Consider the following 22,276-nt stretch of genomic DNA (forward strand, 5'->3'; position numbering starts at 1 on the left):
TACTGTTATTGAACAGGAGGGCAGCTATGAAAATTATTATTAATCATTCATCGATGATTCCAATTTATGAACAAATTGTCGATCAAATTAAAACTATGATCCGTAGTGGTGATTTAAAAGAAAATGACAATTTACCATCTGTTCGTACTTTAGCTAAAGAATTAAAAATAAGTGCTTTAACAGTAAAAAAAGCTTACGATAATTTAGAAGCTGGTGGTTTTACTGTTACTATCCATGGTAAAGGTACTTATGTTGCTATGATCAATACAGAAATTTTATTGGAAGAACAAAAAAAAGAGCTAGAAACCGATTTGGAAAGGGCCATCCAAAAAGGAAGAAGTTATGGAATAAGTGATGAAGAAATAAAGAGCTTATTTGAATTAATTTTGGAGGGTTAAAGGATGCTAAAGATTACAAATATTCAAAAAAATTATGATAATTTTAATTTAAATTGTACTTTACAAGTATCTAATGGTGCTATAACTGGATTGATTGGGGCTAATGGGGCTGGAAAGAGTACAACATTTAAAGCAATATTAGGCTTAATTGCTATCAACAGTGGAGAAATTGAATTGTTTGGTAAAGATATAACGCAGCTTACTAATCATGACAAAGAGCGGATTGGAGTAGTTTTAGCTGATTCAGGATTTAGTGGTTATCTAACGATCAAAGATATAATTCCAATTCTTAGAAGTCTATATTCAAAATTCGACTATGATTATTTTATGACTTTGATTCATCGTTTTGATTTACCACTGACTAAAAAAATAAAAGATTTTTCAACGGGAATGAAGGCCAAATTAAAGGTGATTGTAGCTATTAGTCATGAAGCAGAGTTTTTGATTTTAGATGAACCTACTGCGGGATTGGATGTTTTAGCTCGGGATGAATTATTAGATTTATTAAGAGATTATTTAACTGAAAATCAAGAACGTTCAATTTTGATTAGTTCCCATATTTCTAGTGATTTAGAAAACTTGTGTGATGATTTATATATGATTGATGATGGACAAATTATTTATCATGAAGATACCGATGTTATTTTAAGTCAGTATGCTTTGTTGAAAGTATCATCAGAACAATTTAATAAGCTGGATAAACAATACTTATTGAAATATAAACAAGAGACTTTTGGTTATAGCTGTTTGACGAATCAAAAACAGTTTTATCACGAGAATTATCCTAATATTGTACTTGAAAACGGAACGATTGATGATGTATTTACAATGATGATTAAAGGGGAATAACAATGAATGGACTATTGATTAAGGATTTGCAATTATTGAAATCGCAAAAGAATTTTTTTATCATGATGTTTATTATTACAATTGGAATGGTTGGATTATCATATGATAGTTATTTTGCTATCAGCTTTATTACTTTTGTCATGACTTTATTTACCTTAAGTACGATTAGTTATGATGAATTTGATAATGGGTATCCGTTTCTAATGACTTTACCATTTTCTCGTAAAAATTATGTATTAGAGAAGTATTTATTTGGTATATTATTAGGAATTTGTGGCTGGATGTATGCTTTTACTGTCATAACCGGGTTTCAATTATTAAATGGTCAATTAATAAGTATTGATGATATTATTCCATCAATATTAATAATTCCTTCAATGTTAATTGTTCTAGCAATCATGTTACCATTTCATTTTAAATATGGTGGTGAAAAGGGAAGAATTATGATTATCGCAGTCGTTGCCTGTGTTATATTATTGGCAGTGGCAGTATTTAAAATTGCCAGTAATTTTAACATTAACTTAATGGTTTTATTTGATCAGTTATTATCAGCTGATGCGAAGATAATAATTATGGTTATAATCCTTCTGGTTGCCATATTTTTTGGAATATCATATGTGATTAGTAATCGGATAGTTAGTCATAAAGAATATTAATCCATGATCAAGGTATCACTACTGTGATACCTCGTTTTTATATTCCGTTGAGATTTTCATCAAGCTAGGCAAAATTATTATCTAATTTACTAGTAAAGGCGCGGGAAAGATTACAAGAATATTTACTTTAATGAAATTTAAATAAAGTTTTTCCATTATCATCTATGTGTTTATTTAATTCAGCTTCAAAATAGTCTAATATTCTTTTTCTAAAACAATGACGCCAATATATGGCACAGTGGTTGGTTGAAAGTAGTAAAACAGTTTGTTGATATTTATGTTGTTATCCATCCATTTTAGTATTAAAAGCTTCATCGCTGGTATCAAACGAATCAACAGGATCGAATTCATTTAATGGTGTTAGACATATTTTACCAATTGGATCATTTAGATTTTCGTTTTAAGTGTATTATCTTGCTGGTTTATAAAAAAATAGAACCACAGTGGTTCTATTTTAAGAACTTCTTAGTATTTTGATAAATGAAAACAATGCTTATTAATGAAACAATTATTTCAGTTACCGGAAATGTAGCCCATACTCCAGTCATCTTGAATAGATTTGCTAATAAAAAAGCAGTAGGAATGATGATAATAAATCCTCTTAAAAGCGAAATAATATGAGCTGGTAATGAATGTTCAGTGGCGGTGAAATATATTGATGAAACGATATTAAAGCCCGCAAATAAACAGCCAATGAAATATATTTTTAAACCAGCTTGACCAATTTCTTGTAATAAAGGATTATTTTCACTATTAAATATTTTAACGATTGTATCGTTATTAAAGATTATGATTAGATAAATTGTCATTGAAACGATGACAACCGTTATCAATGCATATTTAAAAATAGTCTTTACTTTTTTGATATTTTTAAGACCATAGCCATTACTTAAAAGAGGCTGAATTCCTTGCGATATTCCAGTATAAATAGAAATAACGACTAATGATAAATTGGCAATGACACCATAAGCGGCTACACCAGTATTGCCAGCTAACTGTAAGATAATAGTATTAAAGACAATCATAACGATTCCAGAAGATACCTCGGTAATCAATGATGGTAAACCCCCAGAAACAATCTCGATAAAATATAATTTAGCAATTCTTTCTTTAATGATTTTAAAATGATTCTTTTTCTTAATAAAAAATGGTGAAAGAATCATCATGCTAATAACTGGAGCTAAGCCAGTTGCCAAAACAGCCCCAAATATTCCCATATTGAAAGGAAACATAAAAACATAATCTAAGATAATGTTTGATAGACTACCACCAATCATGGCAGCCATTGATAATTGTGGTGCTCCATCATTTCTGACAAAACACAATAATAAGTTATTAAGCATGAACATTGGAGCAAACAATAAAATTATTTGTAAATAGGTATAGCACATGGAATAGACTTCTTCATTTGCTCCCAGCATTTTTACAATATTACCAGTAAAACAAATTCCAATGATAAAAAAGGTTAAAGCTATAATTAATGTTAGCATCAAAGCTTGAGTAAAGACACTATTAGCGTTTTTATCATTATTTTGGCTTTTAAAAATTGAATATTTAATGCCTCCGCCCATACCGATCATTAAACCTGAACCATTAATAAAACTATAAATTGGGATAGCCAAGTTCAAAGCTGTCAGGCCGTTAGCTCCTAAAGATTTAGAGACAAAGAAAGTATCGGCTAAGATGTAACAAGATAACCCAATCATGCCTAAAACATTTAAACTGGTATATTTACTGTACTCTTTTAAATAACTTTGCTTTTCCATTTGGACCTCCTTTAAAAATAAAAAACCCCTAATCAATTTCAACTATGGCCTACTGAAATTGATAGAGGTATTGTCCGGCGACAGATAGTTTAGTTTGCAACGATAGTTTATCAATTTTATAAGATGTTGTCAATTAATTTATCAAGTTACTAACAAATATTTATTTTCTAAAGTTAATAATCAAATTGAAAAGATTTAGGCAATAAAAATCACAACAAATACATATACGATCAAAGTTATAATCATATTTAATGAAATAAATGCTGAAGTAAAACTAGCGTCATCTTCATTTTGATATAATGGTGATATTTGCATTGGTAATGCAAATCCTGTTGGTGACATAAAGTAAATTAAAACCGCCATCAGATAAATTTCATCAGCCATTAATTCAGGAAAAATGATGAAAAATCCTAGAATAACTAAAAAGTAGAATAGAACTCTTACAGTTATCATTTTAATAATGACATTTAAAGTTTCTTTATTGATATTTAGATTATAACCAATAATAAATAAAATCATTCCAACGATTGGTCCTGTAACCATTTCGATTGTATTAGTATAGATGTCGATAAACTGGCTTGTGGCTAGAAAATTATAGACACCAGAAAAATTTAAAATCATTGCTAAAATAACAGCGATAACAAATGAATTAGAAAATATTTTTTTTACTAATTGTTTAAAACTAACTTTACCAGCTGATATTTTTGCAACAATAACAGGTATGATTACAAAACACATTAAAGTACCAGCTAAATCAAAAATAACAGTATTACTAGAACTTCCAACGATTGATAAGTATAATGGCAATGCTACATTACCACCTTCACAAGTTGTTAGCATATAAGGGGAAATATGACTGTATTTATGGTTAACTAACTTATTGATAACTTTACCAACTAAAACAGCAATGATAAATACAACAAAGACATATAATACGATCCATATTGATGATGCTTCAATCGTTGAAGTTAAGATAATATTAAAAATTAAAAAAGGAAATAAGATATTGAAGATAATATGATTGGTTCCATCTTTTTGCTCTGAAGTAATCCATCCTCTGATTCTAGCAATTAAACCTAAAGCTACCATAAAAAATACTGGAAATAGTGTTGCTAAAGCGTTCATCTAATCTCCTTAAATTTCTAAATTTTCACCATTAGTGGCAATTACTTGTTGATACCAATAAAATGATTTCTTTTTGTGTCTTGAAAAATCACCAGTTCCATCATCGTGACGATTGACATAGACAAAACCATAACGTTTTTTCATTTCACCGGTACCAGCAGAAATAATATCGATCCATCCCCATGGGGTATATCCAATTAAATCGACACCATCCAATTCAACGGCATCTTTCATCGCCTTAATATGATTTTTTAAATAGTCAATACGGTAATCATCGTTGATAGTACCATCGTTATTAATCATGTCTGGAGCGCCTAAGCCATTTTCAACAATAAATAATGGTATATGATAACGATCATAAAGCTGGTTTAAAGCAATTCTTAATCCTAAAGGATCAACGGTCCAACCCCATTGGGTAGTTGTTAAGTACGGATTTTTGTAGGCTATAAATTGATTTCCTTCAGTTTTGACTGCATTAGGATCGGTTGATGAAACTGTCGACATATAATAACTAAAACCGATAAAATCAACCGTTCCCTGTTTAATTATATCTAAATCACCAGCTTTCATTTCAATTTTAATATTTTCTCGTTTAAATTTTTTTAATTGATATTCTGGATAATAACCACGAACTTGAACATCAAGATAAAAATCTTTTTGGCGATTAAACTCAATTGTTTCCATCACATCCTCAGGACGACATGTCATTGGATAGCTAGGGGTATAAGCAATCATCATTCCAATTTTATTTTCTGGATTAATTTGGTGTCCTAAGATTACGGCTTTAGCACTGGCAATAAAAATATGATGATGAGCTTGATAAATATTTTGTGGATTATTGTCATGAACGCCTAATTGACACCAGCTAGATAAAACATTTATTTCATTAAAAGTCATCCAGTATTTTACTTTATTTTTATAACGAGTAAAAACTGTTTTTACAAAAAATAAGAAAAAATCAATTACTGTACGATTTAACCAGCCATCATAATGATCAGCTAAGTATAAAGGCATTTCAAAATGATTTAAGGTTACAACGGGTTCAATTCCATATTTTAATAATTCATCAAATACTTGATCATAAAAAATTAAACCGGCTTCATTTAAATCATACATGCCTTTAGGACAAATACGTGACCAGCTAATTGCCATTCGATAACATTTAAAGCCCATTTCTGCCATCAAAGCAATATCTTCTTTCCAATGATGATAAAAATCAGTTGCTTGATGACTAGGATAATAGGTATCTTTTTGGATATAACCAGTAGCACCAATGGGAATAGTACCAGTCATTGTGCTATCGAGTTCAGCTTGTCCAACAGTACCATCTGAATCTAAAAATGTTACTTTTCTGGAAATACTATGACTACCACCAGTAACGGTATCAAAAGTACTTAAACCACGATTGTCTTCTAAATAGCCACCTTCATATTGATTGGCCGAAGTGGCACCGCCCCATAAAAAATTATCTCTAAATCCCATAAATAAGCCTCCTCGTATATTTGCAAGTAAATTATATTACAGAAGATTTAAAATATCTAATAGTTATAATTTATCGTTAGATATGATTATTTGTTATATCTAACGATTAAATATTTTTTTCATTTCTTCAAGTAGCAAGTTAGCAACTGGACTAAAAACTTGATATTTTTTCCAAATAACATAGATATTAGTTTGTAATAATGGTTCTAATTGTCTAAAACATAAGTTGCTATCAACACCGGTATTAACTAAATTATCAAAGCTTAATGCATAGCCAAATCCCTCTTGAACCATGATTGAAGCATTGTAGATTAAATCAAAAGTAGCAACGATGTTTAACTGATCTAATTTTTCACCAAACCATTTGGGATAATCTTCACTAATTCCCTGGCGAGAAACAATTAATGGTAATTGCAATAAATCATCAAGGGTAATTGTTTGTTTTTTTGCTAGTGGACTGCTTTTTGGCATGATTAATCCCCAGGTATCCTGATATGGGATTTTTATATATTGATATTTAGATAAATCAACTTCTTGGGCAATGATTGCAAAGTCCAATAAGCCTTTATCTAAACGTTCACTAACGGTTTCAGTATTGCCACTGTATAAATGGAAGCGGATATTTGGATATTGGTCATAAAGATTTTTAGCTGCTTCGACAAAATATTTTATTGCTTTCGACTCAGCGCCACCAATATAAATATCACCACCACTAATTTCATCTAATGATTGAAATTCTTCGGTTGTTTTATCAACCATTTTTACAATATCTTCAGCGCGTTTTCTAAGTAGTAAGCCTTCTTCGGTTAATTTAATATTGTGATTACTACGAATAAATAGCTTTTTTCCTAATTCTTCTTCTAACAACTTTATTTGTTTTGATAATGTTGGTTGCGTTACGTGAAGATATTTGGCAGCTCTAGTCATATTTTCTTCTCTAGCTATGGCTAAAAAATATCTTAAAACTCTAATTTCCATTTTAATCACCTCATATTCATTATAACGAATTTAGATATTCCAATAAAGAATAATTTATTATTACTTATAGATATTAGACATTATTAAGCAATTTAAATATAATATGCTTAAGGAGATGATGTTTATGCCAGAATATCGTGATAAAGAAGGTATCTTTTTTCAAAATTTATATGATGCAGGATGCAATCAAACATTGATTGAAAAATGTATCAATTTATACAAGAATAACGATATTCAAGAGTTATTAAAGGTACTTTTTTATCACAAGAAGGATTTATTAATAAGTTTACATCAAAAAGAAGATGAGATTGATTGTTTAGATTATTTGATTACAAGTATTAAACAAGAATTTAGTTTATAAATTTTAAATCTAGTTGGATGTGGTCTAGTTGAATGGAGGAAAATATTATGATTTATCAAAATTTTAAAGATTTAAAATTATCAGCTTTAGGAATGGGAGCAATGCGACTTCCAGTTGTCGATAATGATGATGGAAAAATTGATGTTGCATCAGCTAAAGAAATGGTTGCTTTAGCAATGAAGCAGGGGGTCAATTATTATGATACTGCCTGGGGTTATCATAATGGTCAATCAGAAGTAGTAATGGGAGAAATTTTAAAACAATATCCAAGAGATTCTTTTTATTTAGCAACTAAGTTTCCTGGTTATGATTTGAATAATATGGATAAAGTTGCAGAAATTTTTGAAGAGCAGCTAAAAAAATGTCAAGTCGATTATTTTGATTTCTATTTATTTCACAATGTCTGTGAGATGAATATTGATGCTTATTTGGATAGTAAATATGGAATTTTTGATTATTTAATTATACAAAAGGAAAATGGTCGAATCAAGCATTTAGGTTTTTCAGCTCATGGTGATTTAACAACGATGAAACGCTTTTTAGAAGCATATGGTTCTAAAATGGAATTTTGTCAGATTCAATTAAACTATTTGGATTATTTATTCCAGGATGGAAAGAATAAATTAGACTTATTAAAGGAATATAATATTCCAGTTTGGGTCATGGAACCATTACGTGGTGGTCGTCTTGCTAAATTGGATGATAAGGCAACTGATCAGTTACAATCATTACGTCCTGATGAAACAGTACCGGCTTGGGCTTTTAGATTTTTACAATCAATCGATAGTGTAACAATGGTTTTATCAGGAATGTCTAATTTAGAACAGTTACAGCAAAATATTCAAACATTTAATGAAAGTAAACCATTAAATCAACAAGAATGGGATACATTGATGAGTATTGCTAAAAAGATGTTAGAGAAGAAAATTTTGCCATGTACTGCTTGTCATTATTGTACTAGTCATTGTCCAATGGGACTAGATATTCCATCTTTGATCAGTTTATATAATGAACATTGTTTTACCGATGGTGGTTTTATTGCGCCAATGGCTTTATCAGCATTACCAGCTGATAAACAGCCTAGTGCTTGTATTGGTTGTCGCAGTTGTGAAGCGGTTTGTCCTCAACAAATTAAAATTTCAGAAGCAATGAGTGATTTTGCGGCTAAATTAGGTAACTAAGATGGAATATGTGACTTTATCTAATGGAATAAAAATGCCTTTAGTGGGCTTTGGAACCTGGGATTTAAGGGGATCAAAATGTATTGATAGTGTTTTGGAGGCATTGAATTGTGGTTATCGTCTGATTGATACTGCTAAGATGTATCAAAATGAACGAGAAGTGGGAGTAGCTATCCAAAATAGTCACATACCTCGTGAAAAGTTATTTATCACGACTAAATTAGATCGTCATTACAATAATTATCAATCAGCTAAAAAGGGAATTTTAGAATCATTAAAAGTGATGCAATTAGATTATCTAGATTTAGTTTTGATTCATGAACCATATTCACATTCATTAAAGATGTATCAAGCTCTGGAAGAAGCGTACGATCAAGGTTTGATCAAAGCAATTGGAGTATCTAATTTTCATTATACTTATTTTAAAAATTTTATTAAAAACTGCAAAATTATTCCAATGGTCAATCAGGTTGAAACACATGTCTTTTTTCAGCAACAAAAATTGCAGCCGATATTGGCTAAAAATCAAACGGTTATGGAAGCCTGGAGTCCTTTAGCTACTGGAAAAAATAATTTATTTGAATTAAAAGAATTAGTTGAAATAGGAAATGTTTATCACAAAACTGCGGCTCAAATTGCTTTAAAATATTTAATTCAATTAGGTATTGTAGTTATTCCTAAATCAGCCCATAAAAAGAGAATGGAAGAGAATATTGATTTATTTGATTTTGATTTAACAGAAGATCAGATGGCAATAATAAAAAAATTAGATACTAACCAGTCATTATTTAATTGGTACGATTATCAATAAAAAAGGCCCCGTTATTTTAAATAACGGGGTTAATTTTATGATATATTTTAAATTATCAAGCCAATTAGATGCACGATAAAGGCTGCAATCCAGGCAATTACACATTGTCCAACAACAACGAATAGAGCCCATTTACCACCTAATTCTCGTTTGATTGAAGCGATTGCGGCAACGCATGGTGTATATAATAAACAGAAAACTAACAAACTTAAAGCTGACAAACTAGAAAAGGTTGTCACTAGATTTGCAGTAGTTCCAAATAAAATAGAGATGGTAGAAACGACACTTTCTTTAGCCATAAAGCCACTGATCAAAGCGGTTGAAATACGCCAGTCACCAAATCCCAATGGTTTAAAGATTGGTGTAATCCATCCAGCTACCATTGCTAAAATACTATCTTTAGAATCAACAACTAAATTTAGTTTAGTATCAAATGTTTGTAAGAACCAAATCACAATAGTGGCAATAAAGATAATGGTAAAAGCTCGTTGTAAAAAGTCTTTGGCTTTTTCCCATAATAATTGACTAACATTTTTAAAGCTAGGAAGACGATAATTAGGCAATTCCATGACAAAAGGAACAGCTTCTCCTTTAAATAATGTTTTTCGCATTAAAAATGCTACTAAAATACCAATGATTATACCAATAAAATACAACGCTACCATAACTATAGCACCATTATTTGGAAAAAAGGCAGCAGTAAAAAAAGCATAAATTGGCAGTTTAGCTGAACAGCTCATAAATGGTGTCAGCAATATTGTCATCTTACGATCGCGTTCTGAAGGTAAGGTACGACTGGCCATAACGCCTGGAACAGTGCAGCCAAAACCAATTAACATGGGTACGATACTTCTTCCTGATAAACCGATTTTTCTCAATAACTTATCCATTACAAAAGCAATTCGGGCCATATAGCCACTATCTTCTAGTAATGATAGGAAGAAAAATAAAGTAACGATTATTGGTAAAAAGCTTAAAACACTACCAACACCATTAAAAATACCATCGACAACTAATGATTGTAAAACATCATTGACATTAGCTCTAATAAGTAAATTAGTTAAAGCATCAGTTATAAAGGTGATTCCTAAATCTAGTAAATCAGATAACCAGGCACCAATCACATTGAATGTTAAATAAAATACTAATGCCATAATTCCAATAAAAGCAGGAATTGCAGTATATTTACCAGTTAAGAAGTTATCAATTTTAACTGAACGGATATGTTCTTTACTTTCACGAGGTTTAATAACTGTTTCATCGCAGATTTTAGCGATAAAACTAAAACGCATATCTGCCATAGCAGCACAGCGGTCAAGTTGTCGTTCAGTTTCCATTTGCACGATAATATGTTCAAGCATTTCTTTTTCATTTTGATCTAAATTTAATTTTTCTAAAATCAAAGGATCCCCTTCGGCTAATTTACTAGCTGCAAATCTAATTGGAATATGAGCGCTTCGGGCGTGATCTTCAATTAAATGCATAATAGCATGTAAGCAACGATGAACAGCACCGCCATGATCATTAACATCACAAAAATCTTGACGACTTGGCTTTTCTTGATATTTAGCAATATGCAAAGCATGATCGATTAACTCCTGGATTCCCTCATTTTTAGCAGCAGAAATTGGAATTACGGGAATTCCAAGCATTTCTTCCATTTCGTTAACTAAAATGGAACCACCATTTTCATGAACTTCATCCATCATATTTAAAGCTAATACCATTGGTATATCTAATTCTAACAGCTGCATTGTCAAATAGAGATTTCGTTCAATGTTTGTAGCATCAACGATATTGATGATACATTTTGGATTTTCCTCTAAGATAAATTGTCTTGTAACAATTTCTTCGCTTGAATATGGTGATAAAGAATAAATACCTGGTAAATCCGTTACTAAAGTATTTCGATGACCTTTGATTGGACCATCTTTACGGTCGACTGTAACTCCTGGAAAGTTACCAACATGTTGTGAAGAACCGGTTAATTGATTAAATAACGTGGTTTTACCACAGTTTTGATTACCTGCTAGAGCAAATGTTAATAATGTATCATCACTTAAAGGATGCTCATCTTTTTTTAAGTGATATTTTCCTCCTTCACCCAAACCAGGATGGTTCATGTGACCAACTTTTTTAGGATTCTTTCGAATAGTTGTAGTATCACGAATATTTTCAATTTTTATTTTTTTGGCATCATCTAATCGTAAAGTAAGTTCATAACTATGAATTCTAACTTCAATGGGATCTCCCATAGGAGCAAATTTGACCATGGTTACTTCACTGCCTGGAATCAACCCCATATCTAGAAGATGCTGCCGTAATGACTTTTCTCCATCGATAGAAACGATGGTAGCTGTTTTGTTTATTGGTAAGTCTTTTAATGTAAGCATATATAACCTCCCATCATATGTGACAAATTTTTGTTGTTTTGTATAAAAATTAGTATAGTGGGGCAAAGCGTATTAGTCAAGTAAAGTTTATGTGAGATAATAGTATTAATTATTTCTAATAGTTTAATAATAAAGTGTTTTTATATTATACTTATAATCGAAAATAGAAGAGAAGTTAAAATAATGAAGAAAACACTTTATTTGATGCATCATGGCCAAACATTATTTAATTTACAACATAAGATTCAAGGATGGTGTGATGCGCCGTTAACACCACTGGGAATTGAACAGGCTAAGATAGCCGGAAAATATTTTAAAGATAATAATATTACTTTTGATCATGCTTATTCATCTACATCTGAACGGGCCAGCGATACTTTAGAGATAGTTACCGAAGGTAAAATGCCATATACTAGACAAAAGAATTTAAAAGAATGGAATTTTGGAGCTTTTGAAGGTAAAGATGAATGTTTGAATCCGCAATTTCCTTATGGTGATTTTTTTGTCCAATTCGGTGATGAAGGGGAGTTAGAATTTCAAGAACGTATTTCTAATGCTTTACTAGAAATCATGCAAAAAGAAGATCATCGAGTTGTATTAGTTGCCAGCCATGGAGCGGTTTGTGGTGCTTTTATGCGCAAATGGTTAGAAACTAGTAAAGTTCCATATAAATCAGGAATTGGAAACTGCGCCATTTATAAATACGAATTCGAAGATGATATTTTTACTTGTGTAGATATTATTAAACATGATTTCAGTCATTTATTTAATGATGTAATTGGAAAATAATAATATTTTTACTTGAAAGATAAGTAAAAAACCGGTCCTAGTAAATAAAACATTACTAGGATTTTTTGGCTGTATCGATTTTGAAATTCGAATTAGTTATTATTTCACTATAAATAAAACGCATAGCGTGATGTAATTTTGATATTGTACTTTTTTTGTTTCGTTTTTTACAATAAAAGTAAGAAAAAACTATAGAAGCAGGAGGAAAAATGATGGAATTTGTAACATTAAACAATGGTGTAAAAATGCCGGTAATTGGCTTTGGTGTTTATCAAATTAAAGATCTTGATGAATGTAAACAAGCTGTACTCGATGCAATTGATACTGGATATCGTTTAATTGATACTGCACAATCTTATGGAAATGAAGTTGCTGTTGGACAAGCTATCAAAGAAACACCAGTTTTACGTGAGAATCTATTTATTACAACGAAAGTATGGGTAGCAAATTACGGTTATGATAAAACAAGGGCTTCAGTATAACAGTCACTAAAAAATATGGAACTTGATTATCTGGATTTAGTTTTATTACATCAGCCTTTTAATGATTATTATGGGGCTTATCGGGCATTAGAAGATTTATATCAAGAAGGAAAGATTAAAGCGATTGGCGTTTCTAATTTCTATCCTGATCGTTTAGTTGATTTATCATTATATGATAAAATTAGACCAGCGGTTAATCAGGTAGAAGTTAATGTATTTCATCAGCAGATCGAAGTGCATAATTATAATCAAAAATATGGAGTGCAATTAGAAGCCTGGGCTCCTTTTGCTGAGGGGCGTAATAATATGTTTGAAAATGCTCAGTTAAAAGCGATTGGACAAAAGTATGGAAAAACAAATGCCCAAGTTATACTTCGATGGTTAATTCAAAGGGGAATTGTACCACTAGCTAAAACAGTTAGAAAAGAAAGAATGAAAGAGAATATCGATGTCTTTGATTTTGAATTAAGTTATGAAGATATGGAAATTATTGAAAGTATGAATTGTCATCATAGTTGTTTCTTTGATCATTATAATGTTGATACGGTTGAGATGATTGCCGGATTAAAACGCTAAAAAATGCCAGTATTTGCTGGCATTTTTGATTAATTAGCTTGTTTCATTCCTGTAAATTCTAAATATTCTCGTTTGACATTATCTAGTAAATGTTTAAAAGTCCATTCAATATTAGTGTTAGTAACCATTGCTTTTAATGGAATAAATGGAATATTAGCTTTTTTAAAGATTTCTAATAAAACATCTATTTGATCTTCTTCAAAACCGGCTAAAACCATCATGTCATCATTTGGAATAGAGGTTAAAGCTTCTGTACCTCGCTGGTAACCGTCTAATTTTAAAATATAGCCAAGGGGACACATTAAATCACTAGTTTTGACAATAACAACTTTGACATCCAATTTTTCTAAAATAGAAATAATAGCTTTACCAGCTTCAGTTTTGTCAATATTGTATAGTAGGACTGTTTCTTGTATTTCTTGCATCTTTGTTGCCTCTCTTTCAAATATAAACTTAGCATATTTTAAAAGGAGATTCAACTATGATGATTTTAATTATTAAATTACTTTTTTAAAGACGACTAGAAGTAAAAAGACTAAAATATCCGAAAATATCGTTCAATTTTGGATAAAATTATGGTATTTTATCTTGTAATGAGATTGTGGTATAATTATAATGATAGTGTTGTAGAATTAAAGTAGCTTGGAGGTAGAAGATGCTTAAAAGTATAAAATATGTTCTGAAAGAGAATTTTAGTAACTTATTTAGAATATATTCTATTTCAAAATATGAATTATTATCAGACATGCGAGATTCGCGATTAGGAATATTCTGGAATTTTGCCAATCCCTTTATTCAAATATTAACATATTATTTTGTTTTTGGTTTGGTAATGAATCGAAATGATGTTGATGGTATTCCTTTTATCCAATGGATGTTAGCTGGGATGGTTGTCTGGTTTTTTATTAATCCATGTATTACCCAGGGAGCTAATGCTATATATTCAAAAATTAATGTGATTACTAAGATGAAGTTTCCAGTTAGCGTTTTACCAGCTACTGTTATCTTAAAAGAATTGTTTAATCATGCATGTATTATGATTTTATTGGTGTTATTTTATTTTACCCAAGGAATCTATCCATCAGTTCATTGGCTTGGTTTGATTTATTATTGTTTTGCAGCATGTTGTTTTACGGTGTCGTTGGCTATGATTACTTCGGTTTTAAATATGATTGCCAGAGATACTAGAAAATTGATTTTAGCTTGTATGCGTTTGATTTTATATTTGACGCCAATTTTATGGCCAATATCACGTTTTAGTGCCGAAACACCATTATTTAATTTGATTCGTTTTGTGATGAAAGTTAATCCAATCTATTATATTGTCTGTGGATATCGTGATTGTTTTTTATATCACTATGGTTTTATGCATTATTGGAAACAAATGGGTGTTTTTTGGTTGATAACTATTGTTTTATTTGCCTTAGGCTGCACGATGATGTATAAGTTTAAACATAAATTTATTGATTTGATTTAGGTGAGTTGAATGGAAGATTATGCAATTAAATTTGAACATGTTTCAAAAATATACAAGTTAAAAAAGAAAAATGATGGAAAGAAAAAAAGTAATGAAACAAAACGATTTTATGCTTTAAAGGATATTAGTTTTGAAATTCCTAAAGGTGAGGTAGTTGGAATCTTAGGAACTAACGGATCAGGTAAGTCGACATTATCATTGATTTTAGCTGGAATTAGTGAAATTGATGAGGGAGTAATGGATATTAAAGGTGAACAATCATTAGTTGCCATCAATACTGGGTTAAATAAACAGTTAACCGGTCTAGAAAATATTAATGTTAAAGGTGCCTTATTAGGGCTATCAAAGAAAAAAATTCAAGAAATAATCGATGGAGTAATTGAATTTGCAGAATTAGGTGATTTTTTATATCAGCCTGTTAAAAAATATTCTAGTGGGATGAAATCACGACTGGGATTTTCAATTTCAATTTACCTTGATCCAGATATCATCATTGTTGATGAAGCTTTATCAGTAGGTGATAAGGGATTCGCTCAAAAATGTTTAAATAAAATGAATGAATTGAAAGACCGGGGAAAAACCATTATCTTTATTTCCCATTCATTACCACAAGTTAGAAATTTTTGTCAAAGTGCTATGTGGATTGAAGGCGGAATGTTAAAAGAGTATGGTGAAGTAAATGAAGTTTGTAATCATTATGGTGAGTATGTTGACTACTATAATGGACTCTCTAATAAACAAAAAGCCAAAATAAGAGATGAAAAGTTTGAAAAACGAATTGTTAAAAATCCTAAAATAGGATTCTTTGAGAAAGTTATAGATTGCATAAAAGGATAGGTGGATTAAATGAAAAAAGTAATTACATATGGAACATTTGATTTATTTCATGTGGGACATTTAAATATTTTAAAAAGGGCTAAAGAATTAGGCGATTATTTAATTGTTGCAGTAAGTAGTGATGCTTTTAATGCCCAAAAAGGAAAGAAAGCATATCATAGTGAACATGATCGGATGTTGATATTACGGGCTATCAGATATGTTGATGAAGTAATCTTAGAAGAGTCATGGGATCAAAAAATTAGAGATATTCAAGAACATGATGTTGATATTTTTGTTATGGGTGACGATTGGAAAGGTAAATTTGATTATTTAAAAGACTATTGTGAAGTTGTTTATTTACCACGGACTGAAGGTATTTCAACAACTAAAATCAAAGATGATTTACATAAATAGGGGCAGGTTATAAGATGAAATTAAGTATAATTATTCCTTATGATCGTTATAAACAATATCTCTATGATTGCTTAGAAAGTATCAGTGAACAAAATTTGACGGATTTTGAAACAATTCTAGTTATTAGTGAAAGTACTGAAATTGATGCAAAAATTAAAAATTATCCAGTAAACTTGAAAATAATAAAAACTAGTAATAATTCAACTGCAGCTAAAAAAAGAAACGTTGGTTTAGATAGTGCTATTGGCGATTATGTCTACTTTATTGACTGGGATGACTATTTAATGCCTAATGCTTTAAATCTTTTGTTACAGGCTGCAATAGCGAAACAATTAGATTTAGTGACTGGAATTAGAAAGGTTACCTGGTTTAAAAAGAAAGTTTTTGAAACCATGGGTGATGAAAAAAATAATGAATTAAATCTCAAAGATAAAGATCATGATCTTGATGATAAATTTATCGAAAAAGAATATAATGAAGAAAATATTAGTGAATATGCAACTGATATTTTAATTAGAACGCGTCATGCAATTCGTAATATATCGGTTTTGAATATTTTGATAAAACGTGATTTATTAGAAAAGCATCAATTACGGTTTAACGAAGATTTTATTTATTATAGTGATGCTCCATTTGTCGTGCAATTGTTAGATTATGCTAATAGTTTCAAGCGGATTGATGAAGCTATTTATGTTAAAAGAAAACACAATGATCCTATTAATAATCCAGCATTATCACAAATTAAAGATCCAGAAAATAAATTTGATGAATTTATTGATGTCTATAAATATTGCACGATGTTAGTACCTAAAGATAGTTATATCCGTTATTATCTGGATTCTAAGATGCTGCGTTATTATACTAAATACTATGTACGTAAGATTCGTCGTAGTAAAAACGATTATTGGCGTAATGAAAGATTTGAAATCATGGGTGAAGTATTACAAAATATTAATCCACGTTTATTAGCTAAATCTTCTCGTTATAGCCGTAAAATTGTTAAAGCTTGTATTGATGGTGATTTAAATACAACTAAAAGATTAGTTAATCGTCGTTTAGCTAAAATTAAATTTAAAAAAATATTGAAGAATAAAAATGAAATGAATAAATATTTATATCAGCATAAATATATTAATAAGCCAATCCAAGAAAATTTAGTTATGTTCGAAACTTTTATGGGTAAGAGTTATGCTGATTCACCAAAATATATTTATGAATATTTAGCTAAAAATTATCCTGGAAAATATGAATTTGTCTGGGTATTGAATGATTATAAGGGCAAACTGCCTTATGGTGGTAAAATTGTTAAAAGATTTACACGGGAATATGCTTATTATTTAGGAGTGTCGAAATATTTTGTTTTCAATGTTCGTCAGCCATTATGGTTCCGTAAACGTGAAGAACAGGTCTTTTTGGAAACTTGGCATGGAACACCATTAAAACGGTTAGCATTTGATCAAGAAGAAGTAACCGCAGCATCACCAACTTATAAAGCCCAATTCTATCGTCAGAAAAAAGAATGGGATTATTTGATTGCTCCCAATAAGTTTTCAAGTGATATTTTTAAAAGCTGTTTTATGTACGATGGTAATATGTTAGAAACGGGTTATCCACGAAATGATTTACTTTCAGCTAAAAATCGGGATGAAATTGCTCTTAATTTAAAGAAGAAGTTACATATTCCACTTGATAAAAAGACTATTTTATATGCTCCAACTTGGCGTGATGATGAATATTATGGTAATGGGCGCTATAAGTTCAAATTAAAATTAGATTTAGATTTATTGAAAAAAGAACTAGGTGATGAATATGTTGTTATCTTAAGAACTCATCATTATATAGCAGATAATCTTGATGTTTCAGGTTTAGAAGATTTTGCTTATAATCTAAGTAAATATGATGATATTACTGAAATTTATTTAATCAGTGATATTTGTATTACTGATTATTCAAGTGTCTTTTTTGACTTTGCCAATTTAAAAAGACCATTATTATTCTATACATATGATTTAGATAAATATCGTGATGTTTTACGTGGTTTTTATATTGATATGGAAACAGAACTTCCAGGACCATTAGTTTTTACTAGTGAAGAAGTGGTCGATAAGATTAAACATCTTGATGAACTAACTGCTACATATCAAGAAAAATATCAACAGTTCTACCAGCGCTTTTGTTCGTGGGAAGATGGAAATGCTAGTAAGCGAGTTGTGGAACAAGTATTTAAATAAGGGGCTTATCCCCTTATTTTTGTAGGAGGACGATTAATGAAATTTGTAAAAAAGATAATTGGAAAAGGAATACGATTAGCCTATCGATTATTATATCGTTTTATTCCTTTGGATGATCAAACAATTTTATTTATTTCTTTTCATGGACGTGGTTATACTGATAATCCCATGGCATTACATCAGTATCTAACAGCCAATCCCCAATATCATAATTATCGCTGTATTTATGCAATCAAGCATCATCGTCAAAAGAAGATACAGATTGAAAATGCTAAAGTTATTGAGTATTTTAGTATTCCTTATTTTTTCTATTTAGCTCGAGCTAAATATTGGATCGTTAATTGTAAACTTCCAAAATATGTCTTAAAAAAGAAAAATCAAATTTATCTACAAACTTGGCATGGAACACCATTAAAAAAATTAGCTCATGACATTGAAGTTCCTGAAGGAACGACTTTTTATCGCAGTGAAATGTCAATTGAGGAAATGCGTTCAACATATGATAATGATGTTAGTAAATATACTTATATGATCAGTCCTAGTAGCTTTACTACCGAGGTCTTTCAAAGTGCTTTTAGAATTAATAAAGAACGTTTAATTGAAACGGGTTATCCTCGAAATGATATTTTATCAAACTATAGTGATGAGGATGTTTTGAAAATCAAAGAACAGCTAAAGATTCCTAAAGATAAGAAGGTTATTTTATATGCTCCAACCTGGCGCGATAATTCTTATAATTTAAAGGGATATACTTTCAAGCTGGAAGTTAATTTTAAAAAATGGCAAGAACGTTTAAAAGATGAATATATTGTTTTATTTAAGCCGCATTATTTAATTATCAATGATTTTGACTTAGAAGCTGTTAAGGATTTTGTTTACTTTATTGACCCTCAGTCGGATATTAGTTCATTATATTTAGTGGCTGATGTTTTAGTTACTGATTATTCTAGTGTTTTCTTTGATTATGCAATTTTAAGACGACCAATCTATTTTTATATGTATGATTTGGATAATTATCGTGATGAATTGCGTGGTTTTTATTTAGATATTTATCATGATTTACCTGGTGAAGTGGTTGAAGATGAAGATGTGTTATTAGATAAAATAGCCTTAAAGCAATATGATTATCAGGCGTTAGAAAAATTTAATCAGCGTTTTAATAACCATGAAGATGGAAACGCTAGTAAGCGAGTAATTGAAATTTTACTTAAGTAGGAGATAAATTCATGGGATTAAAGAAAATCGTTATTAAAATACTATTATCATTTGCCAATATTTTTGTAACAAGATGCAAAATAAAATCTAACCAGATTGCCTTTGTTTCAAATGAGTCTAATCATTTAGAAAGTGATTTGAAATTGATTTATGATCAGCTGAGTTTAAAAGATGATTATCAATTAAAAACAGTCTTAATCAATTATAAGAAAAAATCACTGGTTAATAATTTTCTTTATATGATTAATTGTCTAAAACAAATCTATATTATTAATACTTCAAAAGTTGTATTAATTACTGATAATAACTATGTAATTAGTAATTTTAAGCGAGAAGGAGTTACGGTAATTCAAATCTGGCATGCCACTGGGGCCATAAAGAAGTTTGGTAATGTAATTAAAAGGGAATATCCAATCGATAATTATGATTATGTAATTAGTAATAGTGATTATTGGAAAGAACCCTATCATCTAGCATTTAATGTTCCTAGTGATCATGTAATTACAACAGGGATGCCCCGGGTTGATCATTTAGTTGATCAAGATTATCTTGAAACAACTAAAAATAAACTGTTAAAAAAATATCCAATCTTAAAAGATAAAAAGATAATTTTATATGCGCCAACTTTTAGAGGTGATTTGTATCAGGGCTTTAGTGCTATTGATTTTGATGCTTTAAAAGTTGTTGAGGCTTTAGGTGAAGATTATGTTTTAGTTTATAAATTTCATCCGTTATTATTGAATAGTACTTTGGCTAATGATAAACGGATCATAAACTTAAAAGATGAAGATACTCATGATTTATTTACAATTAGTGATCTGTTGATTTCTGATTTTTCATCAATCATCTTTGATTACTCTTTATTATCAAAACCAATGTATTTTTTTGTACCGGATTTAGATGAGTATTTAAAGACACTAGGATGCTTTGTAGATTATCAAAAAATGATGCCAGGTGCGATTTGTTATAACGAAGATGAATTGATTAAGGCTATAAAAAATAATCAGATTGGTAATATTGAAACTTTTTCTCGTTTGTTTTTTAAATTTCATGATGGTCATAATACTAAACGGGTAGTTACTTTAATTGAATCGTTAATGTAAAAGCAGGATATGGAAGGACTGAAATATTTTAAAATTAGAGTCCACATTCCTGCTTTTTACTTATTTGTTTTGTTGTAAAAATTCTTTGACTTGTAATAAATCATCCATAACGTTATAAGTCATTTTAAGATATTTTTCTTCTGGATATTTCATATCAGGAATAGCGATGACTTTAATGTTAGCATTATATGCCGCATTGATACCTGATTCAGAATCTTCTAATACTAAAGCATTTTCTGGCTTTACATTTAGTTTTGAACAGGCTTTTAAAAATACCTCTGGATCCGGTTTTCCTTTAGCTACTTCATCACCACAAATTGAATCATCAAAATATTCAGTTAATCCAGCCTGATTTAATATTTTATCGACTCGATTACGATGAGAACTAGTTGCCACAATGGTTTTATAGTTATTATCTTTTAAAAACTGTAATAATTTAACTAAACCTTTTTTAATTGGTACTCCTTCGTTTTCAAATCGATCATTAATGTATTGATGAACTTCTTTAATGACTTCAGCCACATCGTATTTATCTCCATAATCTTTTTCAAAAAGTTCATAAACAGCTTTAACAGTTTTACCTAACAGCGTTTTGTAGGTTTCTTCGCTCATGGTAAGATTATCTTGGGCTAAGACATGACAATATCCTTCATAAGTTACTCGCTCGCTATCAATCATTAAACCGTCCATATCAAAAATAACTGCTTCAATCATTTTATTACCTCCACTACATGTGCTATCATACCATATATTTTTTAGTTGGTTTAGTTTTTTCAGGAATAAAAATAAATTTATATCATATGTTGCAATAAAGGAGTTGTAACTATGATACATAGAGGGGAAATATATTATGCTGATTTATCACCAGTAGTAGGTAGTGAACAAGGGGGTTATCGCCCAGTAATTGTATTACAAAACAATAAAGGCAATCGGTATTCGACTACCGTAATTATTGCACCAATATCATCACGACTAAGCAAAAATCCATTACCAACGCATGTATTGGTTGATAGTAATCTGTTGGAAAAGAAAAGTGTGGTTTTATTAGAACAGATTCGAACAATTGATAAAAAGCGAATTAAAGAAAAAGTAGGTAAAATTGACAATAGGATCATGAAACGGATTAATCAAGCAATAAAAACTAGTTTAGATATCAAATAATTCCCTTTA

General features: G+C 30.0%; 21 protein-coding genes and 1 pseudogene. 15 read left to right on the top strand and 7 right to left on the bottom strand.

Going from position 1 to position 22,276, the window contains the following annotated elements:
• Positions 1–26: 26 nt before the first annotated feature.
• From Q0K54_RS10160 to Q0K54_RS10170, 3 genes are read left to right on the top strand one after another with little or no spacing between them, the layout of a single operon-like run.
• Positions 27–398 (top strand): GntR family transcriptional regulator, encoded by a 372-nt coding sequence (locus Q0K54_RS10160; protein WP_294580897.1) that lies wholly within the window; start codon positions 27–29, stop codon positions 396–398.
• Positions 399–401: 3 nt separating this feature from the next.
• Positions 402–1,247, top strand: a complete 846-nt coding sequence (locus tag Q0K54_RS10165; RefSeq protein ID WP_294580900.1) for an ATP-binding cassette domain-containing protein — start codon at positions 402–404, stop codon at positions 1,245–1,247.
• Positions 1,248–1,249: 2 nt separating this feature from the next.
• Positions 1,250–1,903, top strand: coding sequence for an ABC-2 transporter permease (locus Q0K54_RS10170; RefSeq protein ID WP_294580903.1), 654 nt, complete (start codon positions 1,250–1,252; stop codon positions 1,901–1,903).
• 449 nt (positions 1,904–2,352) lie between these two features.
• On the opposite strand, the gene Q0K54_RS10175 is transcribed toward Q0K54_RS10170, so the two are convergent.
• The 4 genes from Q0K54_RS10175 to Q0K54_RS10190 form a co-directional block, all read right to left on the bottom strand.
• Positions 2,353–3,669, bottom strand: coding sequence for an MATE family efflux transporter (locus Q0K54_RS10175; protein WP_294580906.1), 1,317 nt, complete (start codon positions 3,667–3,669; stop codon positions 2,353–2,355).
• A 195-nt stretch (positions 3,670–3,864) separates the two neighbouring features.
• The gene (locus tag Q0K54_RS10180) at positions 3,865–4,794 is read right to left on the bottom strand and encodes an AEC family transporter (protein WP_294580909.1); all 930 of its coding nucleotides are present in this window, start codon (positions 4,792–4,794) and stop codon (positions 3,865–3,867) included.
• A gap of 9 nt (positions 4,795–4,803) precedes the next feature.
• Positions 4,804–6,276: a glycoside hydrolase family 1 protein gene (locus tag Q0K54_RS10185; protein WP_294580912.1), complete on the bottom strand. Its 1,473-nt coding sequence runs from the start codon at positions 6,274–6,276 to the stop codon at positions 4,804–4,806.
• 99 nt (positions 6,277–6,375) lie between these two features.
• On the bottom strand, positions 6,376–7,254 hold the full coding sequence (locus Q0K54_RS10190; protein ID WP_294580915.1) for a LysR family transcriptional regulator: 879 nt from the start codon (positions 7,252–7,254) through the stop codon (positions 6,376–6,378).
• A 124-nt stretch (positions 7,255–7,378) separates the two neighbouring features.
• Between Q0K54_RS10190 and Q0K54_RS10195 the strand changes: the two genes are divergently transcribed.
• Genes Q0K54_RS10195 through Q0K54_RS10205 form a run of 3 tightly spaced genes read left to right on the top strand, consistent with a single transcriptional unit; the run spans position 7,379 to position 9,607 of the window.
• Entirely contained in the window at positions 7,379–7,615 is a 237-nt protein-coding gene (locus Q0K54_RS10195) for a hypothetical protein (protein WP_294580916.1), read from the top strand.
• A 47-nt stretch (positions 7,616–7,662) separates the two neighbouring features.
• Positions 7,663–8,796, top strand: coding sequence for an aldo/keto reductase (locus Q0K54_RS10200; RefSeq protein WP_294580919.1), 1,134 nt, complete (start codon positions 7,663–7,665; stop codon positions 8,794–8,796).
• A 1-nt stretch (position 8,797) separates the two neighbouring features.
• Positions 8,798–9,607 (top strand): aldo/keto reductase, encoded by an 810-nt coding sequence (locus tag Q0K54_RS10205; protein ID WP_294580921.1) that lies wholly within the window; start codon positions 8,798–8,800, stop codon positions 9,605–9,607.
• Between the two features lie 47 nt (positions 9,608–9,654).
• Here the strand turns inward: Q0K54_RS10205 and feoB are convergent, their stop codons facing one another.
• Positions 9,655–12,000 (bottom strand): ferrous iron transport protein B, encoded by a 2,346-nt coding sequence (gene feoB / locus Q0K54_RS10210; RefSeq protein ID WP_294580924.1) that lies wholly within the window; start codon positions 11,998–12,000, stop codon positions 9,655–9,657.
• Between the two features lie 183 nt (positions 12,001–12,183).
• Between feoB and Q0K54_RS10215 the strand changes: the two genes are divergently transcribed.
• On the top strand, positions 12,184–12,789 hold the full coding sequence (locus Q0K54_RS10215; protein WP_294580927.1) for a histidine phosphatase family protein: 606 nt from the start codon (positions 12,184–12,186) through the stop codon (positions 12,787–12,789).
• Positions 12,790–13,001: 212 nt separating this feature from the next.
• Positions 13,002–13,847 (top strand): annotated as a pseudogene (locus tag Q0K54_RS10220) (aldo/keto reductase).
• 29 nt (positions 13,848–13,876) lie between these two features.
• Here the strand turns inward: Q0K54_RS10220 and Q0K54_RS10225 are convergent.
• A complete protein-coding gene (locus Q0K54_RS10225; RefSeq protein WP_294580929.1) occupies positions 13,877–14,272 on the bottom strand; it encodes a DUF3783 domain-containing protein in 396 nt (131 codons plus the stop codon).
• A gap of 230 nt (positions 14,273–14,502) precedes the next feature.
• On the opposite strand from Q0K54_RS10225, the gene Q0K54_RS10230 reads away from it, so the two are divergent.
• The 6 genes from Q0K54_RS10230 to Q0K54_RS10255 are packed head-to-tail and all read left to right on the top strand — an operon-like array spanning position 14,503 to position 21,106.
• On the top strand, positions 14,503–15,324 hold the full coding sequence (locus tag Q0K54_RS10230; protein ID WP_294580931.1) for an ABC transporter permease: 822 nt from the start codon (positions 14,503–14,505) through the stop codon (positions 15,322–15,324).
• Positions 15,325–15,333: 9 nt separating this feature from the next.
• Positions 15,334–16,161, top strand: a complete 828-nt coding sequence (locus Q0K54_RS10235; protein ID WP_294580933.1) for an ABC transporter ATP-binding protein — start codon at positions 15,334–15,336, stop codon at positions 16,159–16,161.
• Positions 16,162–16,170: 9 nt separating this feature from the next.
• The gene (gene tagD, locus Q0K54_RS10240; protein ID WP_294580935.1) at positions 16,171–16,557 is read left to right on the top strand and encodes a glycerol-3-phosphate cytidylyltransferase; all 387 of its coding nucleotides are present in this window, start codon (positions 16,171–16,173) and stop codon (positions 16,555–16,557) included.
• Positions 16,558–16,571: 14 nt separating this feature from the next.
• Entirely contained in the window at positions 16,572–18,788 is a 2,217-nt protein-coding gene (locus Q0K54_RS10245) for a bifunctional glycosyltransferase family 2 protein/CDP-glycerol:glycerophosphate glycerophosphotransferase (RefSeq protein ID WP_294580938.1), read from the top strand.
• 36 nt (positions 18,789–18,824) lie between these two features.
• Positions 18,825–20,003 carry a CDP-glycerol glycerophosphotransferase family protein gene (locus Q0K54_RS10250; protein WP_294580940.1) on the top strand — a complete coding sequence of 393 codons (1,179 nt, stop codon included), beginning with the start codon at positions 18,825–18,827 and terminating at the stop codon, positions 20,001–20,003.
• Between the two features lie 11 nt (positions 20,004–20,014).
• On the top strand, positions 20,015–21,106 hold the full coding sequence (locus tag Q0K54_RS10255) for a CDP-glycerol glycerophosphotransferase family protein (RefSeq protein ID WP_294580943.1): 1,092 nt from the start codon (positions 20,015–20,017) through the stop codon (positions 21,104–21,106).
• A 60-nt stretch (positions 21,107–21,166) separates the two neighbouring features.
• On the opposite strand, the gene Q0K54_RS10260 is transcribed toward Q0K54_RS10255, so the two are convergent.
• Positions 21,167–21,820: an HAD family phosphatase gene (locus Q0K54_RS10260; protein WP_294580945.1), complete on the bottom strand. Its 654-nt coding sequence runs from the start codon at positions 21,818–21,820 to the stop codon at positions 21,167–21,169.
• A gap of 111 nt (positions 21,821–21,931) precedes the next feature.
• On the opposite strand from Q0K54_RS10260, the gene Q0K54_RS10265 reads away from it, so the two are divergent.
• Positions 21,932–22,267 (top strand): type II toxin-antitoxin system PemK/MazF family toxin, encoded by a 336-nt coding sequence (locus Q0K54_RS10265; RefSeq protein WP_294580947.1) that lies wholly within the window; start codon positions 21,932–21,934, stop codon positions 22,265–22,267.
• Positions 22,268–22,276: the final 9 nt, after the last annotated feature.

Source organism: uncultured Thomasclavelia sp. (assembly GCF_944324745.1).
Lineage (GTDB): Bacteria > Bacillota_I > Bacilli_A > Erysipelotrichales > Coprobacillaceae > Thomasclavelia.